This is a genomic window from Deltaproteobacteria bacterium (assembly GCA_016210005.1).
Lineage (GTDB): Bacteria > Desulfobacterota > Binatia > HRBIN30 > JACQVA1 > JACQVA1.
Genome location: JACQVA010000152.1, coordinates 12,997 through 39,216, shown reverse-complemented (window position 1 = coordinate 39,216; position 26,220 = coordinate 12,997). Strand labels below are relative to the sequence as shown.

23 protein-coding genes are annotated in these 26,220 nt (G+C 65.3%); 10 read left to right on the top strand and 13 right to left on the bottom strand.

What is annotated here, in order from left to right; translation table 11 throughout:
- The 6 genes from tadA to HY699_14610 all read left to right on the top strand — a co-directional run.
- The coding region (tadA, locus tag HY699_14635) for a Flp pilus assembly complex ATPase component TadA (GenBank protein ID MBI4517042.1) at positions 1–1,437 on the top strand (1,437 nt) is incomplete at its 5' end.
- A 12-nt stretch (positions 1,438–1,449) separates the two neighbouring features.
- Positions 1,450–1,818 carry an Hpt domain-containing protein gene (locus HY699_14630; protein MBI4517041.1) on the top strand — a complete coding sequence of 123 codons (369 nt, stop codon included), beginning with the start codon at positions 1,450–1,452 and terminating at the stop codon, positions 1,816–1,818.
- Positions 1,819–1,896: 78 nt separating this feature from the next.
- Complete coding sequence (locus HY699_14625) at positions 1,897–2,232, top strand: Hpt domain-containing protein (protein ID MBI4517040.1); 336 nt, start codon at positions 1,897–1,899, stop codon at positions 2,230–2,232.
- A gap of 101 nt (positions 2,233–2,333) precedes the next feature.
- The gene (locus HY699_14620) at positions 2,334–4,946 is read left to right on the top strand and encodes a PAS domain S-box protein (protein MBI4517039.1); all 2,613 of its coding nucleotides are present in this window, start codon (positions 2,334–2,336) and stop codon (positions 4,944–4,946) included.
- A complete protein-coding gene (locus HY699_14615; protein ID MBI4517038.1) occupies positions 4,943–7,306 on the top strand; it encodes a PAS domain-containing protein in 2,364 nt (787 codons plus the stop codon). Before HY699_14620 ends, HY699_14615 begins: the two co-directional genes overlap by 4 nt.
- A gap of 8 nt (positions 7,307–7,314) precedes the next feature.
- Complete coding sequence (locus HY699_14610) at positions 7,315–10,302, top strand: PAS domain S-box protein (protein ID MBI4517037.1); 2,988 nt, start codon at positions 7,315–7,317, stop codon at positions 10,300–10,302.
- A gap of 136 nt (positions 10,303–10,438) precedes the next feature.
- Here the strand turns inward: HY699_14610 and HY699_14605 are convergent, their stop codons facing one another.
- The 8 genes from HY699_14605 to HY699_14570 all read right to left on the bottom strand — a co-directional run bounded on the left by HY699_14605 (position 10,439) and on the right by HY699_14570 (position 19,820).
- The gene (locus HY699_14605; protein ID MBI4517036.1) at positions 10,439–10,684 is read right to left on the bottom strand and encodes a hypothetical protein; all 246 of its coding nucleotides are present in this window, start codon (positions 10,682–10,684) and stop codon (positions 10,439–10,441) included.
- A gap of 351 nt (positions 10,685–11,035) precedes the next feature.
- The gene (locus tag HY699_14600; GenBank protein MBI4517035.1) at positions 11,036–12,586 is read right to left on the bottom strand and encodes a sigma 54-interacting transcriptional regulator; all 1,551 of its coding nucleotides are present in this window, start codon (positions 12,584–12,586) and stop codon (positions 11,036–11,038) included.
- Between the two features lie 245 nt (positions 12,587–12,831).
- The gene (locus HY699_14595; GenBank protein MBI4517034.1) at positions 12,832–13,170 is read right to left on the bottom strand and encodes a type II toxin-antitoxin system PemK/MazF family toxin; all 339 of its coding nucleotides are present in this window, start codon (positions 13,168–13,170) and stop codon (positions 12,832–12,834) included.
- Complete coding sequence (locus HY699_14590; protein MBI4517033.1) at positions 13,155–13,397, bottom strand: ribbon-helix-helix protein, CopG family; 243 nt, start codon at positions 13,395–13,397, stop codon at positions 13,155–13,157. Before HY699_14590 ends, HY699_14595 begins: the two co-directional genes overlap by 16 nt.
- A 662-nt stretch (positions 13,398–14,059) precedes the next feature.
- Entirely contained in the window at positions 14,060–14,602 is a 543-nt protein-coding gene (locus HY699_14585) for a hypothetical protein (protein MBI4517032.1), read from the bottom strand.
- A gap of 3 nt (positions 14,603–14,605) precedes the next feature.
- On the bottom strand, positions 14,606–15,052 hold the full coding sequence (locus tag HY699_14580; protein ID MBI4517031.1) for a hypothetical protein: 447 nt from the start codon (positions 15,050–15,052) through the stop codon (positions 14,606–14,608).
- A gap of 257 nt (positions 15,053–15,309) precedes the next feature.
- A complete protein-coding gene (gene fdhF / locus HY699_14575; GenBank protein MBI4517030.1) occupies positions 15,310–18,114 on the bottom strand; it encodes a formate dehydrogenase subunit alpha in 2,805 nt (934 codons plus the stop codon).
- Entirely contained in the window at positions 18,105–19,820 is a 1,716-nt protein-coding gene (locus HY699_14570; GenBank protein ID MBI4517029.1) for an SLBB domain-containing protein, read from the bottom strand. Before HY699_14570 ends, fdhF begins: the two co-directional genes overlap by 10 nt.
- Before the next feature lie 9 nt (positions 19,821–19,829).
- Here HY699_14570 and HY699_14565 point away from each other — a divergent pair, with 9 nt between their 5' ends.
- The 3 genes from HY699_14565 to HY699_14555 are packed head-to-tail and all read left to right on the top strand — an operon-like array spanning position 19,830 to position 22,500.
- Positions 19,830–20,615, top strand: a complete 786-nt coding sequence (locus HY699_14565) for a prolipoprotein diacylglyceryl transferase (protein MBI4517028.1) — start codon at positions 19,830–19,832, stop codon at positions 20,613–20,615.
- A complete protein-coding gene (locus HY699_14560) occupies positions 20,612–21,169 on the top strand; it encodes a TlpA family protein disulfide reductase (protein MBI4517027.1) in 558 nt (185 codons plus the stop codon). Before HY699_14565 ends, HY699_14560 begins: the two co-directional genes overlap by 4 nt.
- Positions 21,170–21,177: 8 nt before the next feature.
- Positions 21,178–22,500: a hypothetical protein gene (locus HY699_14555; GenBank protein MBI4517026.1), complete on the top strand. Its 1,323-nt coding sequence runs from the start codon at positions 21,178–21,180 to the stop codon at positions 22,498–22,500.
- Between the two features lie 41 nt (positions 22,501–22,541).
- Here HY699_14555 and HY699_14550 read toward each other — a convergent pair whose 3' ends face one another.
- Positions 22,542–22,790, bottom strand: a complete 249-nt coding sequence (locus tag HY699_14550) for a helix-turn-helix transcriptional regulator (protein MBI4517025.1) — start codon at positions 22,788–22,790, stop codon at positions 22,542–22,544.
- Positions 22,791–23,310: 520 nt separating this feature from the next.
- Here HY699_14550 and HY699_14545 point away from each other — a divergent pair.
- Positions 23,311–23,784 carry a septal ring lytic transglycosylase RlpA family protein gene (locus tag HY699_14545; GenBank protein ID MBI4517024.1) on the top strand — a complete coding sequence of 158 codons (474 nt, stop codon included), beginning with the start codon at positions 23,311–23,313 and terminating at the stop codon, positions 23,782–23,784.
- A gap of 14 nt (positions 23,785–23,798) precedes the next feature.
- Here HY699_14545 and HY699_14540 read toward each other — a convergent pair whose 3' ends face one another.
- From HY699_14540 to HY699_14525, 4 genes are all read right to left on the bottom strand, one after another.
- Positions 23,799–24,251: a phasin family protein gene (locus tag HY699_14540; protein MBI4517023.1), complete on the bottom strand. Its 453-nt coding sequence runs from the start codon at positions 24,249–24,251 to the stop codon at positions 23,799–23,801.
- A 691-nt stretch (positions 24,252–24,942) separates the two neighbouring features.
- Positions 24,943–25,254: a hypothetical protein gene (locus tag HY699_14535; protein MBI4517022.1), complete on the bottom strand. Its 312-nt coding sequence runs from the start codon at positions 25,252–25,254 to the stop codon at positions 24,943–24,945.
- Complete coding sequence (locus HY699_14530) at positions 25,251–25,406, bottom strand: hypothetical protein (GenBank protein ID MBI4517021.1); 156 nt, start codon at positions 25,404–25,406, stop codon at positions 25,251–25,253. The genes HY699_14535 and HY699_14530 overlap by 4 nt, the downstream gene beginning before the upstream one ends.
- Before the next feature lie 66 nt (positions 25,407–25,472).
- On the bottom strand, positions 25,473–26,045 hold the full coding sequence (locus HY699_14525; protein MBI4517020.1) for a hypothetical protein: 573 nt from the start codon (positions 26,043–26,045) through the stop codon (positions 25,473–25,475).
- Between the last annotated feature and the right edge of the window lie 175 nt (positions 26,046–26,220).

Genomic DNA, 26,220 nt, shown 5'->3' with positions numbered 1-26,220 from the left:
GTGCTGGTCACCGGCCCCACCGGCAGCGGCAAGAGCACCACGCTCTACAGCATGCTGGCCGAGATGATCTCGCCGACGCGCAATATCGTCACCATCGAGAACCCGATCGAGTATCAGATTCGCGGCATCAATCAGGTGGAGATCAACGAGAAGCAAGGACTGACGTTTGCCGGCACCTTGCGCTCGATTCTGCGGCAAGACCCCGACGTCATCATGGTCGGTGAAATCCGCGACCACGAGACGGCCGAGATCGCGCTAAGAGCGGCCCAGACCGGACACCTGGTGCTGAGCACTCTGCACACCAACGACTCGGTGGCGACCATCGCCCGCCTGATCGACATCGGCATCGAGCCCTACATGCTGGCGTCGTCACTCAACGCCATCATCGCGCAACGGCTGGTGCGGCGCGTGTGTACGCACTGTGCTGCGCCCTACGAGCCCGATCCGGCGCAGTTGCACGCGCTCGAGATCAGCGGCGCGGGCCATCAGTTCCGGCGCGGCCGCGGCTGTCCGCAGTGCCGCAAGTCGGGCTGCTCGGGACGCACGGCGGTATTCGAAGTCTTGTCGGTCACGCCGCAGTTGTCCAAGATGATCGAGTCGAAGGCCACTGAGAGCGGCTTGCGCGGGCAGGCACGGGAGGACGGCACCCGGCTGCTCTACGAGCACGCGGCCGCCAAAGTCACAGCCGGTATCTGCACGACGGAGGAGGCGTTACGGGTAGTCGACGTTCCGGACGTCTCGGCGCGCTGCCCGAAATGCGAACGGGTGATCGAAGAGACTTTCGCCATGTGCCCGCACTGCGGCACCGCGCTGCATTGCAACTGTAGCGGCTGCGGCATGAAGCTGCAGAAGGAGTGGCAAATCTGCCCGTACTGTGGCGTCGCCGTAAAGCACGCCCCGGTGGTGACGGTGGTGGCGCCGACATCGCCACCGGCCCTGACCCAAACCGAGCCGGCAACCGACTCGGGCCCACGGCAGTTCCGCGCGCTGGTGGTCGACGACCAGCCCGACTTCCGCCGGCTGCTCACCTTCACGCTCGAACACAGCAGCATGCCGATCTCGGTAGTTGCGGTCAGCAACGGCCCCGAGGCCATCGAACGGGCGCAAGACGACCCGCCGGATCTGATCCTGCTCGACGTCATGATGCCCGAGATGGACGGGTTCGAAGTTTGCGAGCGGCTGCGCGCCAACGTGCGCACGGCGTTCATTCCCATCTTGATGCTGACTGCACTTGACGACGCCGGCAACCGCGCCCGCGGTTTCATGGCCGGCACTGACGACTACATTGGCAAGCCCTTCGCCCGCGCCGAGCTGATCGCGCGCGTGCGCCGGCTGTTGCAGCGTACCTACGGCGTGGTTCTAACGGATGATGCGGCCGCCGCCGGCAAGGTCTTCAGCGAGCGCGCCGATGCCCCGGCCGCCGCGCTCTCAGCCTAAGGAGTTGCTGCCATGGCCTCGACCGCACTGGCGCTGCGCGACGCAGCCGATTCGATCCTCGACCAGGACACCATGCTCGCCCGCCTCGAGGGCGATGTGGAGTTGTTACGTGAGATCGCCGCGCTCTTCCTCGAAGACTACCCCGAGCGTCTGGCGGCGCTGCACGCGGCGATCGCCGGTGGCGACGCTCAGGCGCTTGAACTGGCGGCGCATTCGTTGAAAGGTTCACTCGGCAATTTTGCCGCCGAACGCGCCGTGGCCGCGGCACTGCGACTGGAGCTGATCGGCCGCGGCGGCAACCTGGCCCGCGCGGGCGAAGCCTGTGCGGAGTTGGAGAAGGAGCTAGCACGGCTGACACCGCTGCTCGAACACCTGGCGTAAGTTCGGATGACGCGGCGGCCCACGGGGATACTGGCCTTGGCGCAGCTGCGGCTTCATCACGATAGTCGGAGATCGAAGATGGACGCTGTTTTGGACATGGACACCGCCCTCGAACGACTCGAGGGCGATCACGATTTGTTGCGCGAGCTGGTGCAGCTGTTCTTGGAGGAGGTCCCTGATCTCACCCGCACTATCCACGGCGCCGTTGAGCAGCGGCAGGCCAAAGCCCTGCAGCAGGCCGCCCATTCACTCAAAGGCGCCGCGGCCAATCTCTCCGCCACCGCGGTAGCTGAAAGCGCCAAGCGGCTCGAACACATGGGCCGCGATAACGACTTCAGTCAGGCCCCTGAGGCGCTGGCAGCACTGCAAACCAACCTCGAGCGTTTGGCCGAGGTGTTGACCACCATTGCCTAGCTCCGGCTGATACCGCCCCCCGCACGCGTATGTCAGCCCGTTTTGATCACGAGCTCCGCGCTGCGCCGCACCGGCGCCTGCACCAGCTCTTGCTGGCGCGGATGCGAGTGGGCCTTTATGTCATCGCGGCGGGCACGGCGCTGTTTGCGCTGCGCGACGTTCTCTTCTGGCGGGCGCCGCTGCCGCTGCTCTACGGCATCAAGCTGGCGCAATTCGGCACCGTAGCCGGCGCCTTTGTGGCCCTCAAACGGCCGCGCCTGGCGCAGCACGCCGTGGCGCTGGCGCTCATCACCGGCGCGCTCGGCTGCCTCACGACAGTGGCCACCAACATCGTGCGCCAAGACACCCTGACCGCACCGCTGGTGTTCATCGTCCTGACCATGGGCATGAGCGCTCTGCTGCCGTGGGGGCTGTGGCCACAGCTCGCCGCCGTAGTCATCGCCTCGCTGGCGATACTGTGGAATGTGTACGCCGTCGACGGTTCTCTCGACAACATCACAACCCCGCCCGCGCTGGCCGTGCTGGTGGCCTTCGGAACCTCGGTGTACAGCGCCTTCGAGTTTCGCCGCTATCGCCTGGGGATGGAAACGCAGGCGTTGGAGTTGCAAGCCGGCGAGCAGCGGCAAGCGGCCCTGATCCATGCCGTGCCGGCGACCTTGTATCGGATCGAAGTGAGCGAGCGCGCTTTCGGTAAGATCTGGGTCAGCCCCAGCAGCGAGCGCACCAGCGGCTTTCCGCCCGAGCGTTTTGCGCAGCCCGATGCCATCTGGTTCTGGCAAGCACACCTGCATCCTGACGACCGCGACCAGGTGCTGGCCGCACACGCCCGCCTGATGACCTCCGGCACGAGTTCGTGCGAGTACCGTTGGCAATCCCCAGATGGAAGCTACCGTTGGATCCTCGATCAGGCCGCCCTGATACGCGATCGCGAGGGCCGCCCAATGGAGGTCGTCGGTAGCTGGCTCGACATTACCGAGCGCAAGCAGGCGGAAGCCAACCTCGAACGCAGCGAGCGCTACTTCCGCTCGCTGATCGAGAACGCGCAAGACATGATTACCGTGCTCGATCGCCACGGCATCGCCCGCTACCACAGCCCCTCGCACGAGCGCGTGCTGGGTTACTCGCTCGCAGAACTCAACGGCGTCAACCCGTTCGACTTCATCCATCCCGACGATGTGCCGGTCCTGGCCGGGCATCTGGCCGCGGGCATCAATGAGCCCAACCGCCTGGTCGCGGTCGAGTACCGCTTCCGCCACAAGGACGGCTCCTGGCGCACATTGGAAGGCACGGCGCAAAACCTGCTCCATGATCCGACCGTGGCCGGCATCATCGCCAACTCACGCGATGTCACCGAGCGCAAACGTGCCGACCAGGAACTGCGCGAGGCTAAGGATGCCGCCGAAGCCGCCAACCGCGCCAAGAGCGAGTTCCTCGCCAACGTCAGCCACGAGATCCGCACCCCCATGAACGGTATCATCGGCATGACCGATCTGGCCTTACAGACGCACCTCAGCGCGGAACAGCGCGAGTACCTCGAACTGGTCAAGTCATCCGGCTCTGCACTGTTGGAGGTCATCAACGATCTGTTGGACTTTGCCAAGATCGAAGCCGGCAAGCTCCAGCTCACCGCGACTCCTTTTCCGTTGCACGACTGCGTCGGAGAGACCCTGCGCAGCCTGCGGCTGCGCGCCTTGGAGCATGGCTTAGCGCTGCGCTGGCAGATCGCCCCGGAGGTACCCCACACGGTTATCGGCGATCCCCTGCGCCTGCGCCAGATCCTGGTCAACCTGGTCGGCAACGCCATCAAGTTCACCCAACCCGGCGGCGAGATAACTGTTCAAGTCGTTGTTCATGAGTCGGCGTTCGTCGCTGCCAAGCCCCCAGCCTCCGGCCTCCCGCCTCTGGTTGAACTGCGCTTCGCAGTTCACGATACCGGCATCGGCATTCCGGCCGACAAGCTGAGCGCGATCTTCAACCCCTTCGAGCAGGTTGACGGCTCGACCACCCGCAAGCACGGCGGCACCGGCTTGGGCTTGGCCATCTGCCAGCAGTTGGTCGCCATGATGGGCGGCGACATCTGGGTGGAAAGCGAGCCGGGCCGCGGCAGCACGTTCCACTTCACCGCCGCGTTCACGGCGGCCGAGGCGGCAACCGCGCCACCGAATGCGAGGCAATCTGCAATCCGCGATTCGCAATCCGCCGTGGCCACTGCGCAATTTACAATCCGCAATCCGCAATCGCAGCGCCTGCGGGTCCTGCTGGCGGAAGACAACCTGGTGAATCAGAAGCTGGTGGTGCGCCTGCTCGAAAAGCGCGGGCACATCGTGATCACCGCGGCCAACGGCCGGGAAGCGCTGGCAGCCTGCGAGCAACACCCGTTCGATGTCGTGCTCATGGACGTGCAGATGCCCGAGCTCGACGGTTTCGAGGCCACCGCCGAAATCCGCCGCCGCGAGAACTCCGGCGGTCCACGATCCGCAATCCGCAATCCGCCGTCTGCAATCGGAAATCCGCAATCCATAATCGGGAGTCCGCAATCGAATCGTCTGCCCATCATCGCCATCACCGCGCATGCAATGAAGGGCGACCGCGAGCGCTGCTTGGCCGCGGGTATGGACGGCTATCTCTCCAAGCCGATCCAGGTCGCGGAACTGGTAGCGGAGATTGACCGAGTGACGGCCGCGCGCGCCGCCCGCTCCGAGTGCAGCGCATGACCACTGCTCAGCACCCAGGTTCACTCAGCCATTGGCCGACGGCCAGCGTGCGCTGGTTGCCGGCGGTTATCGCGCTACTGACCGCCGGCATCTTCGTTTTCGACTTGTTGACGCCGCTGGGCATCGCCGACTGGGCCTTGTACGCGCTACCGCTGGTGCTGACCTCGAGCTCTTTGCGCCGCCCTCTACACTACGCCGCCGTAGTTACCGTGCTCGTGGTCGTGGGATTGTTCTATTCGCCACCCGGTCCGCTCGGCGCCGCCATCTTCAACCGCAGCAGCGGCATACTGGTCCTATGGGTCGTCGCCGCCCTTCTAGCGCGCAGCGCTCGCGCCGAGGCGCGCTTGGTCGAAGGCCACAACCTGCTGCATGCGATCATAGAAGGCACCCCCGATCTCGCCTACGTGAAGGACGTACAGGGCCGGTATATCATGATCAATTCCGCTCTGGCCCGCTTGGTCGAGAAGTCCGCCGGCGAGATATTGGGCCAGGATGACACCGCGCTATTCCTTCCCGAGGTCGCCGCTGCCATCATGGCAAACGACCGCCGGGTGCTGGCCGACGGCTGCCCGATGACGATCGAGGAGGCGGGACCGGTGGCCGGGGTGATGCGAACCTATCTCTCGACCAAAGCACCTTACCGGGACCAAAGCGGCCAGGTCATCGGTATCCTCGGCATCTCGGTGGACATCGGCAGCCGCAAACAGGCGGAAACCGCGTTGCAGCGCAGCGAGCACCTGCATCGCACCGTGGCGCAGAACTTTCCCAACGGCGTCCTGCTCTTGTTTGACCATAACCTGCGCTATCTGGTAGCCGGCGGCGAGAAGCTGGCACTCAACGGCTTGACTCCCGAGCAGATCGAAGGCCACACGCCGCGCGAGGTTTTCCCGGCCGCCGACTGTGACACACTCGAGCCCTATTACCGCGCCGCGCTGGCCGGCAACGCCCAGGTGCACGAGGCCGACTACAGCGATCGGCGTTACCTGATTCACACCCTGCCGGTCGCGGACGAGGACGGTAAGGTCTTCGCCGGTCTAGCCATGGGCCAAGACGTCACCGAGCATACCCGCGCCACCGAGGAATTGACTCGGGCCAAGGAAGCGGCCGAGGCTGGCAACCGCGCCAAGAGCGAGTTCCTCGCCAATATGAGTCACGAGCTGCGCACCCCGATGAACGCCATCCTCGGTATGACCGAACTAGCGCTGCAAACCCCGCTGCGCGCCGAACAACGCGAATACCTCGACCTGGTCAGGTCCTCCGGCGATGCGCTGCTGGAGGTCATCAACGATCTGTTGGACTTCTCCAAGATCGAGGCCGGCAAGCTCGAACTGGAATCCATCCCCTTCGACTTACGCCAGTGCGTCGAGCACACACTGCAGCCGCTGGCGGCGCAGGCGAACCACAAAGGGCTGGCGCTCTCGTGCCGGCTGGGCGCGGAGCTACCGGCTCATCTGCTCGGTGATCCCGGACGCTTGCGGCAGATCCTAGTCAACCTGATCGGCAACGCCATCAAGTTCACCCAAGCCGGCGGCGAGGTAACGGTTGAAGTCGGCCTTGATCAGTGCGCGGTCGGCGGCGGCGAGCCTCGACCCTCCAACCTGCAGCCTAGGATTGAACTGCGCTTCGCAGTTCACGACACCGGCATCGGCATTGCCCCGGAGAAGCAAGCGGTGATATTCGGTGCTTTCGAGCAAGCCGACGGGTCAGCGGCCCGCCGCTATGGCGGCAGCGGGTTGGGTTTGGCCATCAGCAAGCGACTGGTGGAGCTAATGGGCGGGCGCATCTGGGTAGCAAGCGAGCCGGGCCGCGGCAGCACGTTCCATTTCACCGCCGCATTCACGGACGGGGCAGTCGCAACTGCGAATTGCGGCTCCAACGGATCACAACCCTCAGTGCGCAATCCGCAAGCGGAAATCGGCAATCCGAAATCCGCAAGGGAGAGCCCGCAATCGAAGCGGCTGCGCGTGCTGGTGGCCGAGGATAATCTCGTCAATCAGAAGCTGGTGGTGAGCTTGCTGGAGAAGCGCGGCTACGCCGTGGCCACCGCGCTCAACGGCCGCGAGGCAATGGCGGCGGTCGAACGTGAGCCGTTCGACCTGGTGCTGATGGATATTCAGATGCCCGAAATGGACGGCCTCGAAGCCACCGCCGAGATCAGGCGCCGCGAGCAATCCTGCAATCCGCAATCCGCAACGGGAGGTCCGCAATCGGCTCACCTGCCGATCGTCGCCGTTACCGCTCACGCCATGAACGGTGATCGCGAGCGCTGTTTGGCCGCGGGCATGGATGGGTATCTCGCCAAACCGTTCAAGAGCAAGGATCTGTTCGCGGAAATCGAGCGGCTGATGGCTGCCGCATAGTGCCGGCTATGCCGAAAACCAAGCCCATCCGCCGGCGCCCGCCGCTGCGCGAGCGCACCGACCGTCTGGTAGCCGAGCGTTTCAACGCGGTGTTCTGGGTCATGTTGTTCGCGCTGGCGTTGTACGCGGTGCGCGACATCCGACTGATGCGGGCGGAGCTGTGGCATCTGTATCTCATCAAGCTGATCGAGGTCGGCATTCTTGCAACCGTGCGCTTGGCGCTCCAGCGGCCGGCTAACTGGCCGCGCGCGGTGCCGCTGACGGTGCTGGCGGTGAGCAGCCTCTACGCCATGACCGCCGGCTCGGCAATCGTACGCGGGGACGTTACCTCAACACCGCTGGCGTTTACGGTAGTGGCGCTGGCCTCGGCGGCGCTGATGCCGTGGGGGCTAACGGCCCAGCTGCTTTCGGTGTTGGCGGCCGCGGCCGCGCTGCTGTGGAACCTGGTTAGCGTAACCGGCAACCACAGCGCCGTGATCGGATACCCGGCGGTGGCGCTGGCGATCGCTTGGGTGGCCTCGCTCTACGTCACTTTCGAGCTCGATCGCAATCGCGCTGCCATCGATGCGCGCGACAGCGCGCTGCGCACCAGCGAGGAACGCTACCGGCTGATGGCGGAAAACGCCAACGACATCATCTTCCGCTGCACTCCGGAAGGCCGGCTGTTGTACGTCTCGCCCGCCTGCCGGCAGCTGTTAGGGTACGAGCCCGACGAACTCGTGGGCCGCAGCCTCACCGAGCTCGGCCATCCCGAGGAACTGGCAGGTGCCGGCCGCGCGCTCAATGCGCTGCAATCTGCCCGCAGCATCACCGGTAGCTTCCGCACCCGGCGCAAAGACGACAGCTACGTGTGGATCGAAGTCACCGGCCGCGGCGTGCGCGCCGCCAGCGACGGCGCGGTGCAGGAAATCGTCGCCGTTGCGCGCGACGTCACCGCCCGCCATGATGCCGAGGAAGCGCTGCGCCGCAGCGAGCGCAGTTTCCGCGCGCTCATCGAGAATGCCTCCGATCTCATCACCGTCGTCGAGGCCGACGGCACCATACGCTACCAAAGCCCGTCAGGGGCGCGGCTCATGGGCCATCCGGCCGAGGCCATGGTCGGCCACAACATCTTCGAGTTCGTGCACGCGGACGATCACGAGCACGCGCTGAACGGCTTTACTCGGCGGCTCACCGGAGTCGGTGACGAGCAGCCGCTGCTGATTCGGCTGCGCCACCGCGACGGCTCCTGGCGGCTGGTGGAAACCTTGGCTACGGCGCTACCCGAGGGCTCGAGCTTCGGGCCGGTGGTCATCAACTCACGCGACGTCACCGAGCGCCAGCGCGTCCAGGCGGCGCTGCGCGAAAGCGAAGAGCGCTTTCGCGAGCTGTTCGAGAACGCCAGCGACATGGTCTACACCCAGGACCTGAATTGGAACTTCACCTCGATCAACCGCGCCGCCGAGCGCTTGACCGGCTACACCCAGGAGGAGGCGCTGGCGGCGAACGCGCGGGATATCGTGGCTCCCGAGCATATTGCGCGGGCGATCGAGGCCACGCGGCGCAAGCTGGCCGGCGAGCCCTCGTCTGCCTACGAACTCGATCTCCTTCATAAGGACGGCCACCGCCTGACGGTCGAGTTGCACAGCCGCATCATCTACCAGGACGGCCAACCTGTCGGCGTGCAAGGCATCGCCCGCGACATCACCGCCCGCAAGCGAGCGGAAGCCGAGCTGCAACGTGCCAAGGATGCCGCCGAAACCGCCAACCGCGCCAAGAGCGAATTCCTCGCCAACGTCAGCCACGAAATCCGCACCCCCATGAACGGCATCCTCGGCATGACCGATCTGGTGCTGCACACCGGCTTGACCGTGGAGCAGCGCGAGTACCTCGAACTGGTCAAGTCTTCCGGCGATTCATTGCTGGCCCTGCTCAACGACCTGCTCGATTTCTCCAAGATTGAAGCCGGCAAGCTCGAACTCGAAGGCATCCCCTTCGACTTGCGCGAGTGCGTCGAGCGCACGCTGCTGCCTCTCGCGGCGCAGGCACGCCACAAGGAGCTGACGCTTTCCTGCCGGCTTGACCAAGGCCTGCCGGCCCACTTGATTGGCGACCCCGGGCGGTTGCGACAGATCCTGGTCAACCTGATCGGCAACGCCATCAAGTTCACCCAACCCGGCGGCGAGATAACTGTCGAAGTCGCCGGTACCCAACCCCCAGCCTCCAGCCTCCAGCCTCTGGTTCAACTGCGCTTCGCAGTTCACGACACCGGGATCGGCATCGCCGCGGACAAGCACGAGGCGATCTTCAACGCCTTCGAGCAAGCCGACGGCTCGACCACGCGCAAGCACGGCGGCACCGGGCTGGGGCTGGCCATTTGCAAACAGCTGGTGAGCATGATGGGCGGGCGGATCTGGGTCGAGAGCGCGCCCGGCCGCGGCAGCACCTTTCGTTTCACCGCGGCGTTGGCGGCCGCCGTGGAGGCAACCGCCCCGCCGAACGGCCGGCAAGCCGCGGTCCGCAATCCGCAATCGGCCATCGGAGGTCCGCAATCGAAACGGCTGCGTGTGCTGGTCGCGGAAGACAACCCGGTCAATCGCAAGCTGATCGTGCGCCTGCTCGAAAAGCGCGGCCACGAGGTGCTGACTGCGACCAACGGCGGCGAGGCGGTGGCGGCGCATGCAGCTGAAGCAGTGGACTTGGTGCTGATGGACGTGCAAATGCCGGAGATGGACGGCCTCGAAGCCACCGCCGAAATCCGCCGCCGCGAGCAGTCCTACGATCGGCAATCCGCAATTGAGAGCCCGCAATCCGAAATGGTCAATGCGCAATCCACAATCCGAAATACGAAAGCGCGTCGTGTGCCGATCATCGCCATTACCGCCCACGCCATGAAGGGCGACGAGCAACGCTGTCTGGCCGCCGGCATGGACGCTTACATCTCCAAACCGGTTGATGCCGCCAAGCTCTTCGAGCTGATCGAGCGCCTGGGCAATCAGCAACCGGGCCTGACTTGAACAGGCGGTTTAGCGCCTCGGTCGCAACTGCCAGCGCTGAGACCCAGATGACTAGCCCCTCCGGATCGTTGAGATCCTTGGTGCCGGAATCCTTTTCGTCACGGTATTCGTAGACCGGCTCGAAGCCGGCGCTGGTTTAGGCCGCCTCGGGGTGGCTCTGGTCTACATGCAAATGCGTGTTGCTGGGCAGGGCCTGTTGCGGCGTAACCTGCTCGATCACCCGGGTCGCCCGGCTGCCTTCGCGCAGCAGGCCTAAGGCCGAACCCACCAGCGCCGCGACGAGAAACCAACCCAGAAGAGCGCCAATGCTTGGCCAGTCAGCGCCAGCGCTGCCGATACCGGCTAGAACGGGCAGTGTGAATACCTGCGGAATTGGGAACATGATCCGCCCCTTTCTCTAGTTGAAGCTTGTCGCCGCTCTGCTTCAGCGGTGCAACAACAGCGATGCTCCGGACACCACCATCATCGCCACCATCACCCAGAGCACCGGAGCCAATTGTGCAGTCATGTCGAGCGCCATCGTTGTCACCTCCTGACCGTTGACGCTCGCAAGTGCGGTGCCACACGGTGGTGCCAATTACAGCGGGGCAAGTAATGCGAAGGCGCGCCGGCGCAGCACCGGCCATCTGCAAAGTTTTCTATGCGGGTCTGCCGCAAGCGGGCGGCAGTGGCGCGGATCTAGAGCTCTTGGCCGGGTGCTAGCGCAAGTTAGCTGCTTAAGAAAGTTGGCAGCTCAATGCCCAACGGAGGGCGAGCGCAGACCGAAGTCCTTCATCTTCTTTTGCAGCATCACCCTGCTGATCCCCAATGCCCGCGCGGCGTGTGAGACGTTCCCCTTGTGGGTTCGCAGTACGTGGGCGACGTACTCCTTCTCGAACGCGTCGCGAGCCTGCTTGAGCGAGCCGCCCAGCCGGACTCGTCCGGCGGTGGTGCCGGCAACGATGATGCGCTCGGAGAAATGCTCCGGTCCAAGCACCCGTGACTCTCCGCCCAAGGTCACGGCGCGTTCGAGTTCGTGCTCCAGCTCGCGCACGTTACCGGGCCAGGGGTAGCGGAGGAGACACTCGACCGCTTCGGGAGCCACGGCGACATCGTGCCCGCCCCACTTCTGGGTAAGCCGCTTGAGCAGGTGGGCGATCAGCAAGGGGATGTCCTCGCGCCGTTCACGCAGTGGCGGGACGTAGATCGGGAAGGCGTTTAGGCGGTAATAGAGGTCTTCGCGAAAGCGCCCCGCGCGCACTTCCTGCCGCAGGTCTTTGTTGCTGGCGGAGATCACGCGCGTGTTGACCCGGCGTACCTGGGTGTCGCCGACCGGGATGAACTCGCCGCGCTCGAGCACCCGGAGCAATTTCACCTGCGTGGTGGCCGGGGTGTCGCCGATTTCATCAAGAAGAATGGTGCCGCCGTCGGCGGCCTCGAACAGGCCGCGCTTGTCGGTATTGGCGCCGGTGAACGCCCCCTTGCGGTAGCCGAACAGCTCGCTCTCGAGCAGGCTCTCGGTAAACGCGCCGCAATTGACGGCCACGAAAGGCTTATCCTTGCGGGGGCCTTCGTAGTGGATCGCGCGGGCGACCAGCTCCTTGCCGCTGCCGGTTTCTCCCTGCAATAGCACCGTGATGGGAGAACCGATGGCGCTTTCGATCAGACGAAAGACCTTTTCCATCGCCGCGCTGTTGCCGACGATTTCGGCGAAGCGGTAGCGCACCGGCCGTTCGCGCGCCAGCAGTGTCACCTCGTCGCGCAGGCGGGCTTCGGATAGTTTGAGGCTATGGTACAAGCGCGCGTTCTCGATTGCCACCGCCATGCTGCCGGCCAGGGCTTCAAGAAAGGTCAGATCGGCTTGCGCGAAACTGCCTTGGCGCTTGTTGACGCACTCTATTACACCGATGATGCCGTGTTGCGTGCGCAGAGGTGCGCACAGGAGCGAGCGCGTTTCGCCGCCGGTTTGTTGGTCGGCCTCGGAGTAGAAGCGGGGGTCGCGTCGAGCATCTGGTACCAACAGCGAGCGCCCGGTTTGTACCACCGCGCCGGCGATCCCCTTGTCCGCCGGCATACGCAGCTGGCGCAAGCGATCGGCGACGGTGGGGTTCTCCGGGCTGACGTACGGGAAGTAAAGCTCGCGCCCGGTCTCGTCGAGCAGGATCACCGAGCAGCCCTCGGCCCGCAGCAGCTCCTTGGTCTTTGCCACCACCGACGGTAACAAGTCGTCCAACTCGATGAGTGCGTGTAACGAGCGGCTCACGTCGTAGAGCAACTCGAGATGCTCAGTGGCGATTCCGGGCATGGTAGCGTCGCGGCGGCACAGCCGCCACCGCTCCCATACTGTACCGGCGCGTTCCGCGCTAGAGACGTGGGAAAGGCTAACTCTTAGCGGTTTGGAACGACCGAGCGAAGCGCGACGTGGGCGGGTGCGCCGGGACGTTGGCGCGAGCGTCGCTCCAAGCGCGGTTGAGCGAAGCCGCGAAACTGGCGCTTCGAGCCGGCTCGCCACCAGCCCAACCCCGCCACCCGCGGCTCAAGCGCACGCCGTTAGGCGGAAATGATGTCGTTGAGACCTTCGACAAGCCGCTGGAGTTCGTCGGGCGAAACGCGACCAAGCTTCTTGCCGAGGCGACGCGTAGAGAGCGTGCGAACTTGGCTGATCTTGACCCAAGTCGGTTTCCCGACGTTCACCGACTCGAGTTCCAGAACGAGAGGAAACCCGGCCCGCTGGGGCTGGCTGGTGAGCGCCATCGCGATGACCGTGCCAGAGTGCTCGTTGAATAGGTCGGCGCTGAGGACCACCACTGGGCGGCGGCCCGCCTGCTCATGGCCAACCACGGGATTCAGATTGGCCCAAACGATGTCGCCCCTCAGAATTCTGGCCATTCTTCAAGGTCCTCGGCCAATCCTTCGTCGGCCATGCTCTGTTCAGCCGATTTGCTCAGCTTGGCGCACTCGCGAGCGAGCCGGCCGCGATCGAGCCGTTCGAGCTGATGACGGACGGCCTCTTGGATGGCGCGACTGCGATTCGGGAACTTGCGTTGGGCGACGAGGCGATCGATGTGGTTCAAAAGGCGTTCGTCAATGGTAATGGCGACCTTCGCAGCCGGCATAGCGGGGACTCCTTGGTATGATACTTCCTCATACCATCCGAGGAATCGCCTAACAACTCTTAGCGGTTTGGAGGGACCGAGCGAACCGCGACGCCGGCGGGCGCGCCGCGGCGCTGGCGCGAGCGTCGCTCCAAACCGCGGTTGAACGAAGCCACGAGGCAGGGCGCCACACGCTGGCAGATCGCTGTTAAGCGGAAATTGGGGCGGCGGATGGTGCGTGGAGCGCTGAGCGGGTGAGACGGGCAGGCCGCCGAGCGAAACGTGTCTGGGGGTGCGCGCGGTGCGCCGGCCCGGCGAGGGCGAAATCGGGGGCGCAGTGCGGATGGTACGCGCACCGCGGCGACGCTGCTCGGCACAGCCATTCGCGGCAAGAGTCGTCGGTAGGAAGTGAGCGGCCTCCGCCCATCGCAGGCGGGTGGGAGGTGCCAGAGTGCCGCAGGAACCGTCGACGCGTCACGCCTTGACGACACGTTGCGCCAGAGAGCACACTGCTGCGGTGATAAAACTGATCCCAGCTGCCGCGCAGCGGCTTAGTTCAACGGCGCTCCTCAACATGGGCGGTTTGTCCTCCTGCCACAACACTTTTCCGCTCGCCCTGACGGGCTGCGAAGCCGCGTCTCGAAGGGCATCGCCGTTTTTCAACGGCTGCTAAGGGTGGGCAGCTATGCGCTGGCCGTGGCGATTCCAGCCGGCGATAGATAGTCCTCGAGTAAGCGGCGAAAGGCGCGCACCGCGGCCTTGGCATGGTCGTAAAGCTCCTCGTGGACCCAGTCGCCTTCAACCCAGCAGTCTAGTGACGGAGTCTCCCCTAAAGTGAGTTCGATGATGCGTTCGCCGATCACGCTGCCGGTTGCCAGCACCCGAATGGTGCGCCCGCAGTCGACCACCGTGGCCCGAGCATACGGTGGCAGCGCAATCATCTGCTTGATGCGCTCCAGCTCGCGAGCGGGAAACTTGGTTTCTGCCAGTTGGACGTAGCCCCAGCTGCCCGGCGGCGGATCGGACTCCTGCAGCAACTTGAGATTGCTGTCGGTGAGCCGCTCGCGCGCGCTCTCTTGATCGAACTCGATCGCAACGGTGAAGAAACTGCTGCCGGCCGGACCAGGTGGCCGCGGCTCCTTGGCGCGCTGCTTGGGCGGGGCTTCGACCCACCAGCGGTCGGCGACGCGGGGCTCGGCCTTGGTGTCCTTCGGGCTGTTGGCCATACCTCAGCGGCGCCCGCCGGCCCGTTTCTTGGCGCGCGCGCCGTTGCCGTTGCTGCTGTGCTTGGCGGGACGGGCTTGGCTATGGCCGTTACCGCGCATCATGCGAAAGGCGAAGGCGTCGGCTTTGCGCTCGGCATCCGCCCAGAAGACGTAGTGGCCCATCTCATGGAACACCATGTTTACCCACTGGCGCTCGGAGTTGTACTTACGGCCATTCTTCCAGTTCTCAGGATGCACCAGGTGAATCTTGCCGTCTTCGTAAGTCTTGCCGCCCGTGCGCCCCCAATCGATGTACTCGAACCACGCCACCCGTGGGCGCTTGAGATTGAAGAAGCGGCAGATCGCACCGACCGCGCGATTGAAGTCGGCCGGCCGGTGCTGCTGGAAGAACGCACTCAAGAGCCGATGAATGACCCGGCGTTCCTTCACTGGTGGCAGCATCATGCGCATGGCAGGAACTCCGTAACACCCGTTGAGGCGCCGGACAATAGTGAGCACGGGCGAAATTGTCAACGGCGATCGGCGCCCGTCATGATCGTGGAACGAAATTCAGATTATCCTGCAATGAGAGTAGCTTAGGCGATTATACTCAGGTTGCACATGACCACGATCGCGAAACCGCGCCGGCGGCCTGGCGCACCGATGCGGAGCGGCGCTGGCGGCGACCTGGCAGGGGCAATAAAGGCAAAGGCGTGGCCCCGCGCTGCTCAGCGCGAGGGCTCGATTCGTACCGCACAGAACTTGAATTCGGGGATCTTGCCGAACGGATCCAAGGCATCGATGGTCAGCACGTTGGCCGCGGCTTCACGGAAATGAAAGGGAATGAACACGCTGCCGGGGGCGATGCGGCGGTCGGCGCGCAGCTTGATTTCGATCCGCCCGCGACGCGAGCGAATCAGCGCGAAGTCGCCGTCGTGCAGCCCGAGCGCTTCGATATCGGTGGGGTTCAACTCGGCGTAGGCCTCCGGCTCCAAGGCCTCGAGCGCATGCGAGCGGCGGCTCATGGTGCCGGTGTGCCAGTGCTCGAGCAGCCGGCCGGTGTTGAGCACGAAGGGGTATTCGGTGTCAGGCAACTCTGCCGCCGGGGTGAACTCGGCAGCGACGAATTTGCCCTTACCGCGGGGGAAACGCTCGGTGAACAGGGTTGCGGTTCCCGGATGGCTTGAAGCGGGGCACGGCCAGACAACGCCATCCGGGTCGAGCCGGTCGTAGGTGAGGCCGGCGTAGCTCGGCATCACCGCGGCGATTTCGCCGAAGATGGCGGCGGCGTTCTCATAGTGCATCGGGTATCCCATGCGGGTGGCGAGGTCGCAGAGGATCGCCCAATCGGCGCGCGCCTGGCCCGGGGCCACGACCGCCTGGCGGCCTAGTTGCACGCGGCGGTCGGTGTTGGTGTAGGTGCCGTCCTTTTCCGCGAAGCTGGCAGCGGGCAAGATCACGTCGGCAAACTCGGCGGTTTCGGTCAGAAAGATATCCTGCACTGCGAGGAACTCCAGCGCGCAAAGGGCCGCGCGCACCTTGTTGACGTTGGGGTCGCTGAGGAACGGGTTCTCGCCCATCATCAGCATGCCGCGAATCTTGCCCGCGTGCGCCGCGTTGATGATCTCGACCACGGTCAGCCCGGGATCGGGATCGAGGCTCACACCCCAGGCCTGTTCGAAGCACCGGCGCGCGGCGGGGTCGGTCACCGCTTGATAGTCGGGGTAGACCATCGGGATCAGGCCGACATCGGACGCTCCCTGCACGTTATTCTGCCCGCGTAGCGGATGGAGCCCGGTGCCGGGCCGGCCGATGTTGCCGGTCATGAGCGCCAAGGCGATCAGGCAACGCGCGTTGTCGGTGCCGGTAGTGTGCTGCGAAATGCCCATGCCCCAGAAGATCATCGCTGCCCGGGCGCGGCCGTAGCAGCGGGCAACCGTCTCGATCAGCCCCCGCGGCACGCCGGTGATACGCTCCACCACTGTCGGTGAGTACGCGCGCACGGTCTCGCACAAAGCCTCGAACCCCTCGGTGCGCCGGCGAATGAAGACTTGGTCGATCAGCCCGTCGCGCACCAGGACGTGCATCAGCCCGTTGAGCAGCGCCACGTCCGTGCCGGGCTGAGCTTGGACGTAGTAATCCGCGCAGTCGGCCAGCAACGAGCGGCGCGGGTCAACCACGATCAGCGTGGTGCCGAGCCGGGCGGCCTCCTTGATGAAGGTAGCGGCGACCGGATGATTCTCGGCGGTGTTGGAACCGATCACCAGCGCGACCTCACTGCGCACGACATCGGCGAAAGCGTTGGAAACGGCTCCCGATCCGAGTGTTTCCATCAGTGCCGCCACGGAGGAGGCGTGGCACAGCCGGGTGCAGTGATCGACGTTATTGCTGCCGAAGACTGCCCGCACCAGTTTCTGGAAGACGTAGTTGTCCTCGTTGGAACACTTAGCCGAGCCGAAGCCGGCGAGCGCCGCGCCGCCGGATTCGTCCTTGAGGCGGCGCAGGCGACCGGCAACCAGGTCAAGCGCTTCCTCCCAGCTGGCGGGGCGGAACGCCTCCAACACGCTGGCGTAATCGACTAGACCGCCCGCCCGCCGCCCACGCCGGTCGCCCCGGACCTCGGGCGAGAGCGGAGCCTTAGGATAGTACTCGCGCCGGCGAATCAGCGGAACGGTCAGGCGATCAAGGTGTTGAACGTAATCGAAACCATAGCGGCCTTTCACGCACAGGCGGCCGCGATTGACCGGACTGCCGGCACGACCGGCGACCCGCACGATGGTGTTGTCGCGCACGTGGTAGCGGATGGCGCAGCCGACCCCGCAGTAGGGGCAGACCGAGTCGACCACCCGCAGGTCACCGCCCGCCGGTGCCGTCATGTCAAGTTGTGATAGGGGCTTGTCTACCAGTGCCCCCGTTGGGCACACCGCCGCGCACTCGCCGCACGAGACGCAGCTCGACTCCCCCATGGGCTGGCCGAGATCGAAAGCTATGTGGGTGGCGAAGCCTTTGCCGGCACGGCCGATCACGTCGTTCGACTGCGTCTCGTTGCAGGCCCGGATACAGCGGTCGCACAGAATGCAGGCGCGGCGATCGACGGCGATGACCGGCGAAGAGTGGTCGCGCCAGTCCGGCCAGTTCTGCCAGTCGCGGCGCGCGAAGCGCGAGGATAGGACACCGTGCTGGCGGGCGAGCGCTTCCAGCTCGCAACCACCGTCGCGTTCGCGGGCACACGGCACCGGGTGATCAGCGAGCAGCAGCTCGAACAACGTGCGCCGCGCCGCCAGCACCGCGGCGCTGCCGGTGGCGACGACCATGCCGGGCTCGACCGTACGAGTGCAGGCGGCTTGCAATGTGCGCGCGCCCTGCACTTCGACCACACAGATGCGGCAGACACCAACCGGACGTAACTGCGGGTGATGGCAGAGCGCGGGAATAGTGATGCCAGCCTGCGCTGCCGCCGCCAAGATGGTGGTGTCGGGAGCAGCCGATACCCGCCGCCCGTCGATTGTGATGGTGAGACCGCTCAAGGACAGACCCCCTCCGGACAACGCCCGTGCAGGTGGGCCTCGACCTCCTCCGGGAAATGCGCGAGCACGGACAGCAGGGCGTTGGGCGCGGCTTGCCCGAGGCCGCAGATCGAGGTGGCCTGCATGGCCGCGGCCACCTCGGTGACGAGCGCGCGGTCGTTGGGCGCGGCTTTGCCGTCGGTCCAGGCCGCGACGATATCGACGAGCTGTTGTGTGCCGAGACGGCAGGGCGCGCACTTGCCACACGATTCGTTGCGAAAGAAGCGCAGCTGCGTGAGCGCGGCATCAACCATACAGGTGCCCTGAGCGAGTACTATGACCGCGCCCGCACCCAGCATCGAGCCGGCCGCGGCAAGCGGCTCAAAGGCGAGCGGAACGTTGCTGAGCGCGGCCGGCAGAAATCCCGCAGATGCGCCCCCGGGCGCAAACGCCTTGAGCCGGCGCCCGTCACGCACGCCGCCACCGTACTGCTCAATGAAGTCGCGCGCCCTGAGACCGAGCGCGATCTCGTACACCCCGGGGCGGTTGACTTGGCCACTGAGGGCAACGACCTTCAAGCCGGCGGACCCGTTCAGCCCGCTGGCAGCGAACCAATCGCCGCCGTGGGCGACAATCGCCGGTACCCAGGCCAGGGTCTCGACGTTGTTGATCAGCGTCGGCTGCCCCCAGAGGCCGTGGCTGGCGGGAAAGGGCGGCCGATTGCGGGGCTCGGCGCGCCGGCCTTCGAGCACCTCGAGCAACGCGCTCTCTTCGCCGCAGATGTATCCGCCCGGGCTGACGCAGATCGTCACCTCGACGGCGTGACGCGACTGGAACATCGCCTCACCCACGGCCCCCAGTTGCTGCGCGGCGGCGAGGGCAGCAGTCAGCGCCACGCGCGCCGCCTCGTATTCGTGGCGCAGGAAGACCAAGGCCTTGCGCGCACCCACCACCAGCGCCGCGAGCACCAGCCCCTCGATCACCAAGTGCGGGTACCGTTCCAGGAGAAAACGATCTTTGAATGTGCCGGGCTCACTTTCATCGGCGTTGCAGACGACGAACTTCTCTTCGGCGGGCTGCTCTCGCACCACGGCCCACTTGCGCGCGGTGGAAAAGCCCGCGCCGCCGCAACCCCGCAGACCGCTGGCGTGCAGCTGGCGCAGCACGGCCTCGGCGTCATTGCTTGTAGCCAGACGCCGCAGCTGCGAATACGGCGCCGCGCCGTCGTAGGGGTCGAGGCGGTGGCACTCGCCGCCAGGTGGGGAGACCACGGTGGGCGCACGGGTCAACTCATCGGCCGCCCCGCGCGTGGTGACGCCCGTGTAGATCCGGCCGCCCATCGCCAGCGCCGCCGGTCGCTCGCAGTGGCCCAGACACGAACACGGGCGAGCCGCTTTACCCGCGGCTTGCAGGGTTTCGAGCAGGTGAGGCTCGGCCAACCGGCAGCTCAGGTCGGAGCAGACCGCGATGGCGTCGTCTGGCTGCGCCTGTAAGTGGGGGAAGAACGAAACCAGGCCGTGAAGTCGGTGCAGTGGGGTGCGCGTTTGTTCGGCGAGCTGGCGCAGTCCCGCTGCCGGCGGCGTAACACCGAGGCTGCGCGCGAGCGAGGCCATGAGCCGGCTATCGCGCTCTTGCCGCTTGGTCACGGCGCGCATTGTGGCAGCGGGGCTCAACGCCAGCAAGCGAACAAGCGAAACCGCGGGATAGATTGTGGCGGCAGGGTTCGCTATCATCGCCGCGCCATGTACCCGGTAATAGTAAAGCTCGGGCCGCTGACCATCTACAGCTACGGTACGATGATGGCGATCGCGTTCCTGACCGGGACGTATCTGACGGGGCTGGAGCTGAAGCGAAAAGGTCTGCCTGAGAGCGCGGCTTCGACGATGGTGTTCTGGGCCGCGGTTGGGGGTCTGATCGGGGCGCGCCTGCTCACCATCCTCGAGGATTTCTCGGCCTTCGTGCAGGAACCGCTGCGGTTCATTTTCACCGGTGCCGGGTTTGTCTGGTACGGGGGCTTGATCGGTGGCTTTGTGGCGGTGACTTGGTCGATGCGCAGACTGAAGTTGCCGTTCTTACGCACCGTGGACTGTATCGCGCCGGCCCTCGCCCTCGGGCACGCCATCGGCCGTATTGGCTGTCAGCTTGCCGGCGATGGGGACTGGGGCTCGGTCTCGACCCTGCCCTGGGCGATGACGTACCCGAATGCGATTGTCGGATGGGACTATCCCCCGGGGGTACGCGTGCACCCTACGCCGATTTACGAGACGATAGCGTACACGGCGGTCTTTGGACTGCTCTGGTCGCTGCGCCGGCGCGCGCTTGCCGACGGGGCGCTGTTCTGGTGGTACCTGGTGATGGCGTCGGGTGCGCGGTTCGGAATCGAGTTCGTTCGCATCAACACTCCGGTGGCGGGTGGTCTGACGCTGGCGCAGCTGATCAGCGTGGCCCTCGTGGCCATCGGCGTGTGGCGGTTGTCGGTGGGCACCGCGGGGCTGAACCGGCGCGAGACGATGCGGCCGGCAACATGATCAAGCGCTGGAGCGCACCTTTGGCCCTCTTGCTGGTGGGGCTGATCGGCGCGGCCTACTTCCAGCTAGGCCGGACCAAGGAGGTGGGCTTTCCGGCCCCGGATTTCGCGCTCCCCGATCTGACGGGTCGCCTGTACCGGCTCTCGGACTTCCGCGGCAAGGTTGTCTTCTTGAACGTCTGGGCGACCTGGTGCACGCCCTGCCGGCTGGAGATGCCGTCGATGGAAGCGCTCTACCGGCGTCTCAAGGGCAGCGACTTCGTGATGTTGGCGGTCAGTGCGGATGACGGAGCCGCGCCAGTGCAAGCGTTCGTCGAACAGACCGGGCTGACCTTTCCGATCCTGATCGACTCCAAGGGCATCGTCTCCAGCCGTTATGGTCTTACCGGCTATCCCGAGACCTTCATCATCGACCGGCAAGGCAACGTCGTCGAGCACATCGTCGGGCCGGAGAATTGGGACAGCGAGCGAAGCTATCGCTTTGTGATGGGGTTCTTGAACGCCGGCGCGCTGCCGGCGGCGGCCAGCGCCGCAGCGGAGCAGCGTGGCGGTTGAGAGCGCTGGTGCACGCGCGCAAAGTTCGATCGGGCCATGGCCGGTGCCCATGGTTGCTGCTCGCGCTGGCGGCGGCGTTGGCGGTGGTGGCTCCGGCGCTGGCCGCGAGCAAGAGCACCTTTGCGATCGACTACATCGTCACCATTGCCGCCAAGGACCCACGCCGGGCGCTGGTTCGCTGGGAGTTGTCCGGCATCGACGAGATTGAGGACTTCCGCCTGCGCTTCCCGGCCGAGCGTTTCGAGGGCTTTGCCGGCAGCGGCACCCTCGAGCATGCTCCGGGGTCGATTCGTTGGGTACCGGGCGGCCCTTACGCCCACCTCAGTTACCAAGTCCGCATTGACCACCAGCGCGGCCGGCAGCAGCGCCACGACAGCTATGCCGGAACGGACTGGGTGATCACTCGTGCCCGCGACCTATTTCCGCGCATCCTGCTGAACTATACGCCGCGGGGTAAACAAGCACCCAAGTCGCGCGCGCGGCTGATCTTTCGCTTGCCCGCGGGTTGGCGTAGCGCTGCGGCTCACGAAGCCATCGGGACGAACATCTATCTCCTGATTGAACCGGGGAAGGTGCTCGATCGCCCGCGGGGCTGGATCGCTCTGGGGAACCTCGAGATGGAGCGCCAGGAAATCGCCGGCATCATGCTGCAGGCGGCGCGCGTCCCAGGCGGCACCGTGCCACTGGCGGAGTTGCTGCGCTTCTACGACCGCACTCTGCCGGTGGCGCGGAAGCTCTTTCCCGAGGCTCCCGAGCGTATCCTAATTGTGAGTGCTGGCGACCCGATGTGGCGTGGTGGCATCAGCGGTGCCGGTTCGTTCTTCATCCACGCCGGGCGCCCATTGCGCACAGCGGACAAGACCTCGCCCTACCTCCACGAATTGTTTCATGTGCTGCAGCCGTACCGAGCCGCAGCCGACGCCGACTGGATCGAAGAGGGGCTAGCCGAGTACTACGCGCTGGAGTTGCAGCGCCGCAGCGGCCTGCTCGATGCCACCGGCTTTGGCCGCGGGCTGGACTATTTCCAGCGCTATGGCCTCTGGCAAGTCGATATGACTAAGCAATACGATAACCGCGCAACCAACAACAGCGCGCCGCTGCTCATGTATGACTTGGACCAACGGATTCAGCGCGCAACGGCTGGCAGTCGGCGGCTCGACGACGTCGTGATGGAGTTGGCTCGCAACCGGACGACGGTGGATACGACGAAGTTCCGGCGAGTGGTGGAGAGCATAAGCGGCAAGAAGTTCGGCGTGTTCTTCCGGCGACACGTATTGGAAGGCAACCCGCCCGCGCGGGATATCCGCGCGCAGGAGGTAAACCGTCGATGAGGTGGGCGTTGGACGAGAAGCTGGCGCGAGGTGTGACTCGGTTATGACTCTTTGTGCATCGAGCCGTTGCCGGCTCCGGCTCCCGCCAGCTCAACCGGAATCGAGGCCTGGGCAGCCAACACCTGCATGGCCTTGCGCGCCAGGCGGCTGGGCTCGATGTGGCCGTTCTCCCAGCGATTGACCGTCGAGACGGTCACCCCGATCGCGTGCGCGAACTCCTCCTGAGTCATGTTCAGACGGCGCCGCAGCAGCGCGACCGATGCTCCATTGTTCTGATTCTCAAACGACATTGCTTACTCCCTCCCGTCGGCCAGCGTCATCCTCGTCAGCGTCACCCTGGTACCACAACCGGCAGCACGGCACGTGCCACCGGACCTGAGAAGGGGAGCCTTCGGTGATTCCCAGCAAGGCGCGCAACCGCCGTCAAATAGATAACGTCGCGGTGGAATTGAGTCGCTGTGTCGTTCCGCACACGCATTCGCAGACAGCCTCGCAGTCGTTTCGAGCCGCAACTCCGTTGTTGCCTTTAGGGTGGAAACGGGATAGACGAAGCCCGTGACATAGGCCTAATCCTCTGAGAAGAGGAACGGAGGACCCAGTTTTCCGTATTGGGGTGAATCCCGGTTGGCAGCAATCGGGACGGGTAACTCTTTGAACCCGAACCCGTCAGCTAACTTCGTCGGCCTTCAAGGAGAGGAGCCAAACTGGATGGAGCCAGGGGAGTGATCCTCTGGCTTTTCTTTTTGGCGGTTGGTGGTGGTGTTGGGGCAGGCCTCTCTCCGGGTATGTCACAGAAAGGAGAGCCAAGCCATGCGCAGGCCGCAGTCCCAACTATTCCGGGTGTTCGTCATCCTGCCCCTCAGCTTTGCCGTCCTACTAGCCGCTGCCGCACCTGCCGGCGCCCGACAACTCCATCCTCGGCGGATGGTGACGAAGGCTTCCTGGTACGGCGAGGCGTTCAAGAATCGGCTTACGGCCAGCGGCGCCCGCTTTGATCCCGAGCAGCTGAGCGGGGCGCATCGTAGCCTGCCGCTTGGCAGCCTGGTGCGGGTAACCGACATGAAGCACGGCCGCTCGGTCGTCATCCGCATCAATGACCGCGGGCCATATGTCGAGGGACGAGGCATCGATCTCTCGTATGCGGCGGCGCGCCGGCTGGGGATTGTCCGGCGCGGCATCGCGCGGGTGCATGTCGAAGTGCTGTCGCAGAAGGGCAAGCCGCCGGTGCGAGTCGCGCTCCCGGCGCACCCGGGATACCTGATCCCGGGCGCGCTGGTTCAATGAGTGGTCCACGAAGTTTAGGAGACAAGCGGGGTATCCGCCGCCTCTGGCGGGCTGGCGGGCACTGGTGGCGGCGGCGCCGGAGCTTTCAGGCGGCCTTCGATCTGCGCCAGGCGCCGGTTGAGGGCCTGAACTTCCTTGCGCGTGGGCACATCGAGCCGCCTCAGTATGGGCTCTAGCCGCTTGATCAGCTGCTGTTCAATGCTGCCCAAGAGCTTCTCGGCCCTGGTTTCCACGTCCTTCTGCGCCCGCTGAGCGCGCTTTTCGAAATCACCCCGCAGGCGTTTCGCTTCATCAACCAAGCGATCGAGTGCACGCCGCTGGTCGCGCGAGATCAAGCTCGAGGCTTGCTTGCGCGTGCGCGCGAGCAACTGCTCGGCGTCGTGCTGCAATCGGCGCATGTTCTCGCGCAGGTTGGCCAGTGGTTCGGTGGCTGAGCGCTTGGGGGCGGGCCGTTTTGCTTTCGCCATGAGTCCCTCCTTGTGATGTGGCTCCTCTCTTACCTTGCTGCCCTTTGGGTTGACAAGCGGAATCAAGCACAGCGGATATTGACCCCGGCAACCCGCATCGGCATAGTTGCGCGTCTTTAACGTGCGCAGACTGGCCCAATATCGACCCTGGCGGCACGCGATCGCGTGGGCGGTGGTCTTAGCGCTGGGGATGGCGGGCCTCGCCCCTGCAGCTAGCCCGTCGGCATTGGGAGACGCTGATTGCGACGGACAGGTGACCTCGGCGGATCTGCTGTTGCTCGGAGCTGAGTTGACCGACGGTGACGGCGATCGGGTGGCCGACGCGGATGGCGGCTCCGTGGCCAGTTGCGCCGGCATCGATGCAAACGAAGACGGCTTGGTAACCGCTGCCGACATATCCGCCCTGGTGGCACTGATCCATTACCCCGCATCGCCCACACCCACGGCAACGCCGGCGCCCGGGCCGATCCTGACGTTTTTCGGCCTGGTGGCGGCGGATGGCACCCGCGTCGAGCCGTTTGCCACGATAGATGGCATGCCGGTCTATCAACGCTTGACGGGGGTTGGCTTCCGACTGGTCCTAGAAGGCTCGCCGGGTACCAACGGCAATCCGGTCGGTACCCGAGTGCTCAACTTCCGCGCCGACGACCCCAGCATTCGCCCGGATCTTCAGTTGCTTGCCGCTAGTGCCCTAGGTGACGGCAGTCGCGCAATCTGCGACACCGGCGTCCCCGCCATCGATCCACCGGACTTCGGCCCCTCGCAAGCGGTGGCCGACGCGCTCAACGACTTCGGTTGCCGCTTCGACGTTGTCGGCAATCCGGTCGCGGCCTGTACCCTCAACGAGTTCGGCAATCCTGCCTTCGTCAACCCCGGTACGCGCTCGCAGTTCTGCGCGCTGATCTCGTCGGAACTGCAGTTCCCGAACGGCGATACCCGACTGACCGCCCGCCTGCGCGACGACGCCGGCAATGTCGGACCGGTCCAACAAATCGTAATTCACATCGGCAACCCGGTCACGCCCAGCACAACCCCGACCAGCCCGAACCCGAGCGCAACCTTCACGGCCACCCGCACCCGCACACCCCGCCCCAGCGCTTCACCGACCGCCACCGCTTCTGCAACCCGTGCGCTCACGCCAACGACCTCTCGCACTGCCACTCCCACTGCGACAACAACCCGCTCGGCGACCGTTACAACTACCGCAACTGCCCCGCCAACTCATACCGCCAGCCCGAGCCGAACTCGAACCTTGAGGCCAACTGCCACTGCCACCATTACCCCAAGCGGGACGGCGAGTCCGCCGCCGCCCAGCGCGACGATGACCGCTTCGGCTACCAGGACGGCTTCGCCTACGTCCACGCGCACGCCGACGCCGTCGTCCACTCCCACTGCCACGCCGACAAGATCGGCGACGCCGACGCTTACCGCGTCAGCCACCGCCAGCCCCACGCGCACTGCAACTCGCAGCGGTACCCCAACGCGCTCGCCGACTGTGACCGCTACAGTCACCGGCACCCGGCCGCCGACAAGTTCTCCGACCCTTACCCCGACCGCGACAGCAACGCCGACCTCCTCGTTCTCAAGGACGCCGACCAGTTCGCCGACTAGCTCGAGTACTCGCACCCGTACACCAACGGCTAGCGCATCGAGCACCCCGAGCAACACCGCAACGCCGTCGAACACTCCAACGCGAACGGCCTCGGCGACTCCAACCAGCACCCCATCCGTCACCCCGAGCCGTACCCGCACGCCCACTTCAACCGGAACCGCAACTCCATCCATAACTGGCACGCGGCCGCCAACCTTCACTCCAACTCAGAGCCCAACGCCTAGTCTGACTCCGTCGGTAACACCGAGTCGCACCCGCACTGCCACCCGCACGCCCAGTGACACCCCCACGCCAACTCAGACGCGGACCATTACTCCGACAGGATCGAGCACGGCCACCGCCAGTGTTACCTCAACC

Excerpts from the sequence above, each read along its gene's own strand:
- HY699_14595 (MBI4517034.1), bottom strand. The coding sequence starts at position 13,170 with ATGGCCAGAATTCTGAGGGGCGACATCGTTTGGGCCAATCTGAATCCC.
- HY699_14550 (MBI4517025.1), bottom strand. The coding sequence starts at position 22,790 with ATGTCGTTTGAGAATCAGAACAATGGAGCATCGGTCGCGCTGCTGCGG.
- HY699_14620 (MBI4517039.1), top strand. The coding sequence starts at position 2,334 with ATGCGAGTGGGCCTTTATGTCATCGCGGCGGGCACGGCGCTGTTTGCG.
- HY699_14590 (MBI4517033.1), bottom strand. The coding sequence starts at position 13,397 with ATGCCGGCTGCGAAGGTCGCCATTACCATTGACGAACGCCTTTTGAAC.
- HY699_14560 (MBI4517027.1), top strand. The coding sequence starts at position 20,612 with ATGATCAAGCGCTGGAGCGCACCTTTGGCCCTCTTGCTGGTGGGGCTG.
- HY699_14610 (MBI4517037.1), top strand. The coding sequence starts at position 7,315 with ATGCCGAAAACCAAGCCCATCCGCCGGCGCCCGCCGCTGCGCGAGCGC.
- HY699_14600 (MBI4517035.1), bottom strand. The coding sequence starts at position 12,586 with ATGCCCGGAATCGCCACTGAGCATCTCGAGTTGCTCTACGACGTGAGC.
- HY699_14625 (MBI4517040.1), top strand. The coding sequence starts at position 1,897 with ATGGACGCTGTTTTGGACATGGACACCGCCCTCGAACGACTCGAGGGC.
- HY699_14540 (MBI4517023.1), bottom strand. The coding sequence starts at position 24,251 with ATGGCGAAAGCAAAACGGCCCGCCCCCAAGCGCTCAGCCACCGAACCA.
- HY699_14580 (MBI4517031.1), bottom strand. The coding sequence starts at position 15,052 with ATGCGCATGATGCTGCCACCAGTGAAGGAACGCCGGGTCATTCATCGG.
- HY699_14545 (MBI4517024.1), top strand. The coding sequence starts at position 23,311 with ATGCGCAGGCCGCAGTCCCAACTATTCCGGGTGTTCGTCATCCTGCCC.
- HY699_14630 (MBI4517041.1), top strand. The coding sequence starts at position 1,450 with ATGGCCTCGACCGCACTGGCGCTGCGCGACGCAGCCGATTCGATCCTC.
- HY699_14615 (MBI4517038.1), top strand. The coding sequence starts at position 4,943 with ATGACCACTGCTCAGCACCCAGGTTCACTCAGCCATTGGCCGACGGCC.
- HY699_14570 (MBI4517029.1), bottom strand. The coding sequence starts at position 19,820 with ATGATAGCGAACCCTGCCGCCACAATCTATCCCGCGGTTTCGCTTGTT.
- HY699_14605 (MBI4517036.1), bottom strand. The coding sequence starts at position 10,684 with ATGTTCCCAATTCCGCAGGTATTCACACTGCCCGTTCTAGCCGGTATC.
- HY699_14585 (MBI4517032.1), bottom strand. The coding sequence starts at position 14,602 with ATGGCCAACAGCCCGAAGGACACCAAGGCCGAGCCCCGCGTCGCCGAC.
- HY699_14565 (MBI4517028.1), top strand. The coding sequence starts at position 19,830 with ATGTACCCGGTAATAGTAAAGCTCGGGCCGCTGACCATCTACAGCTAC.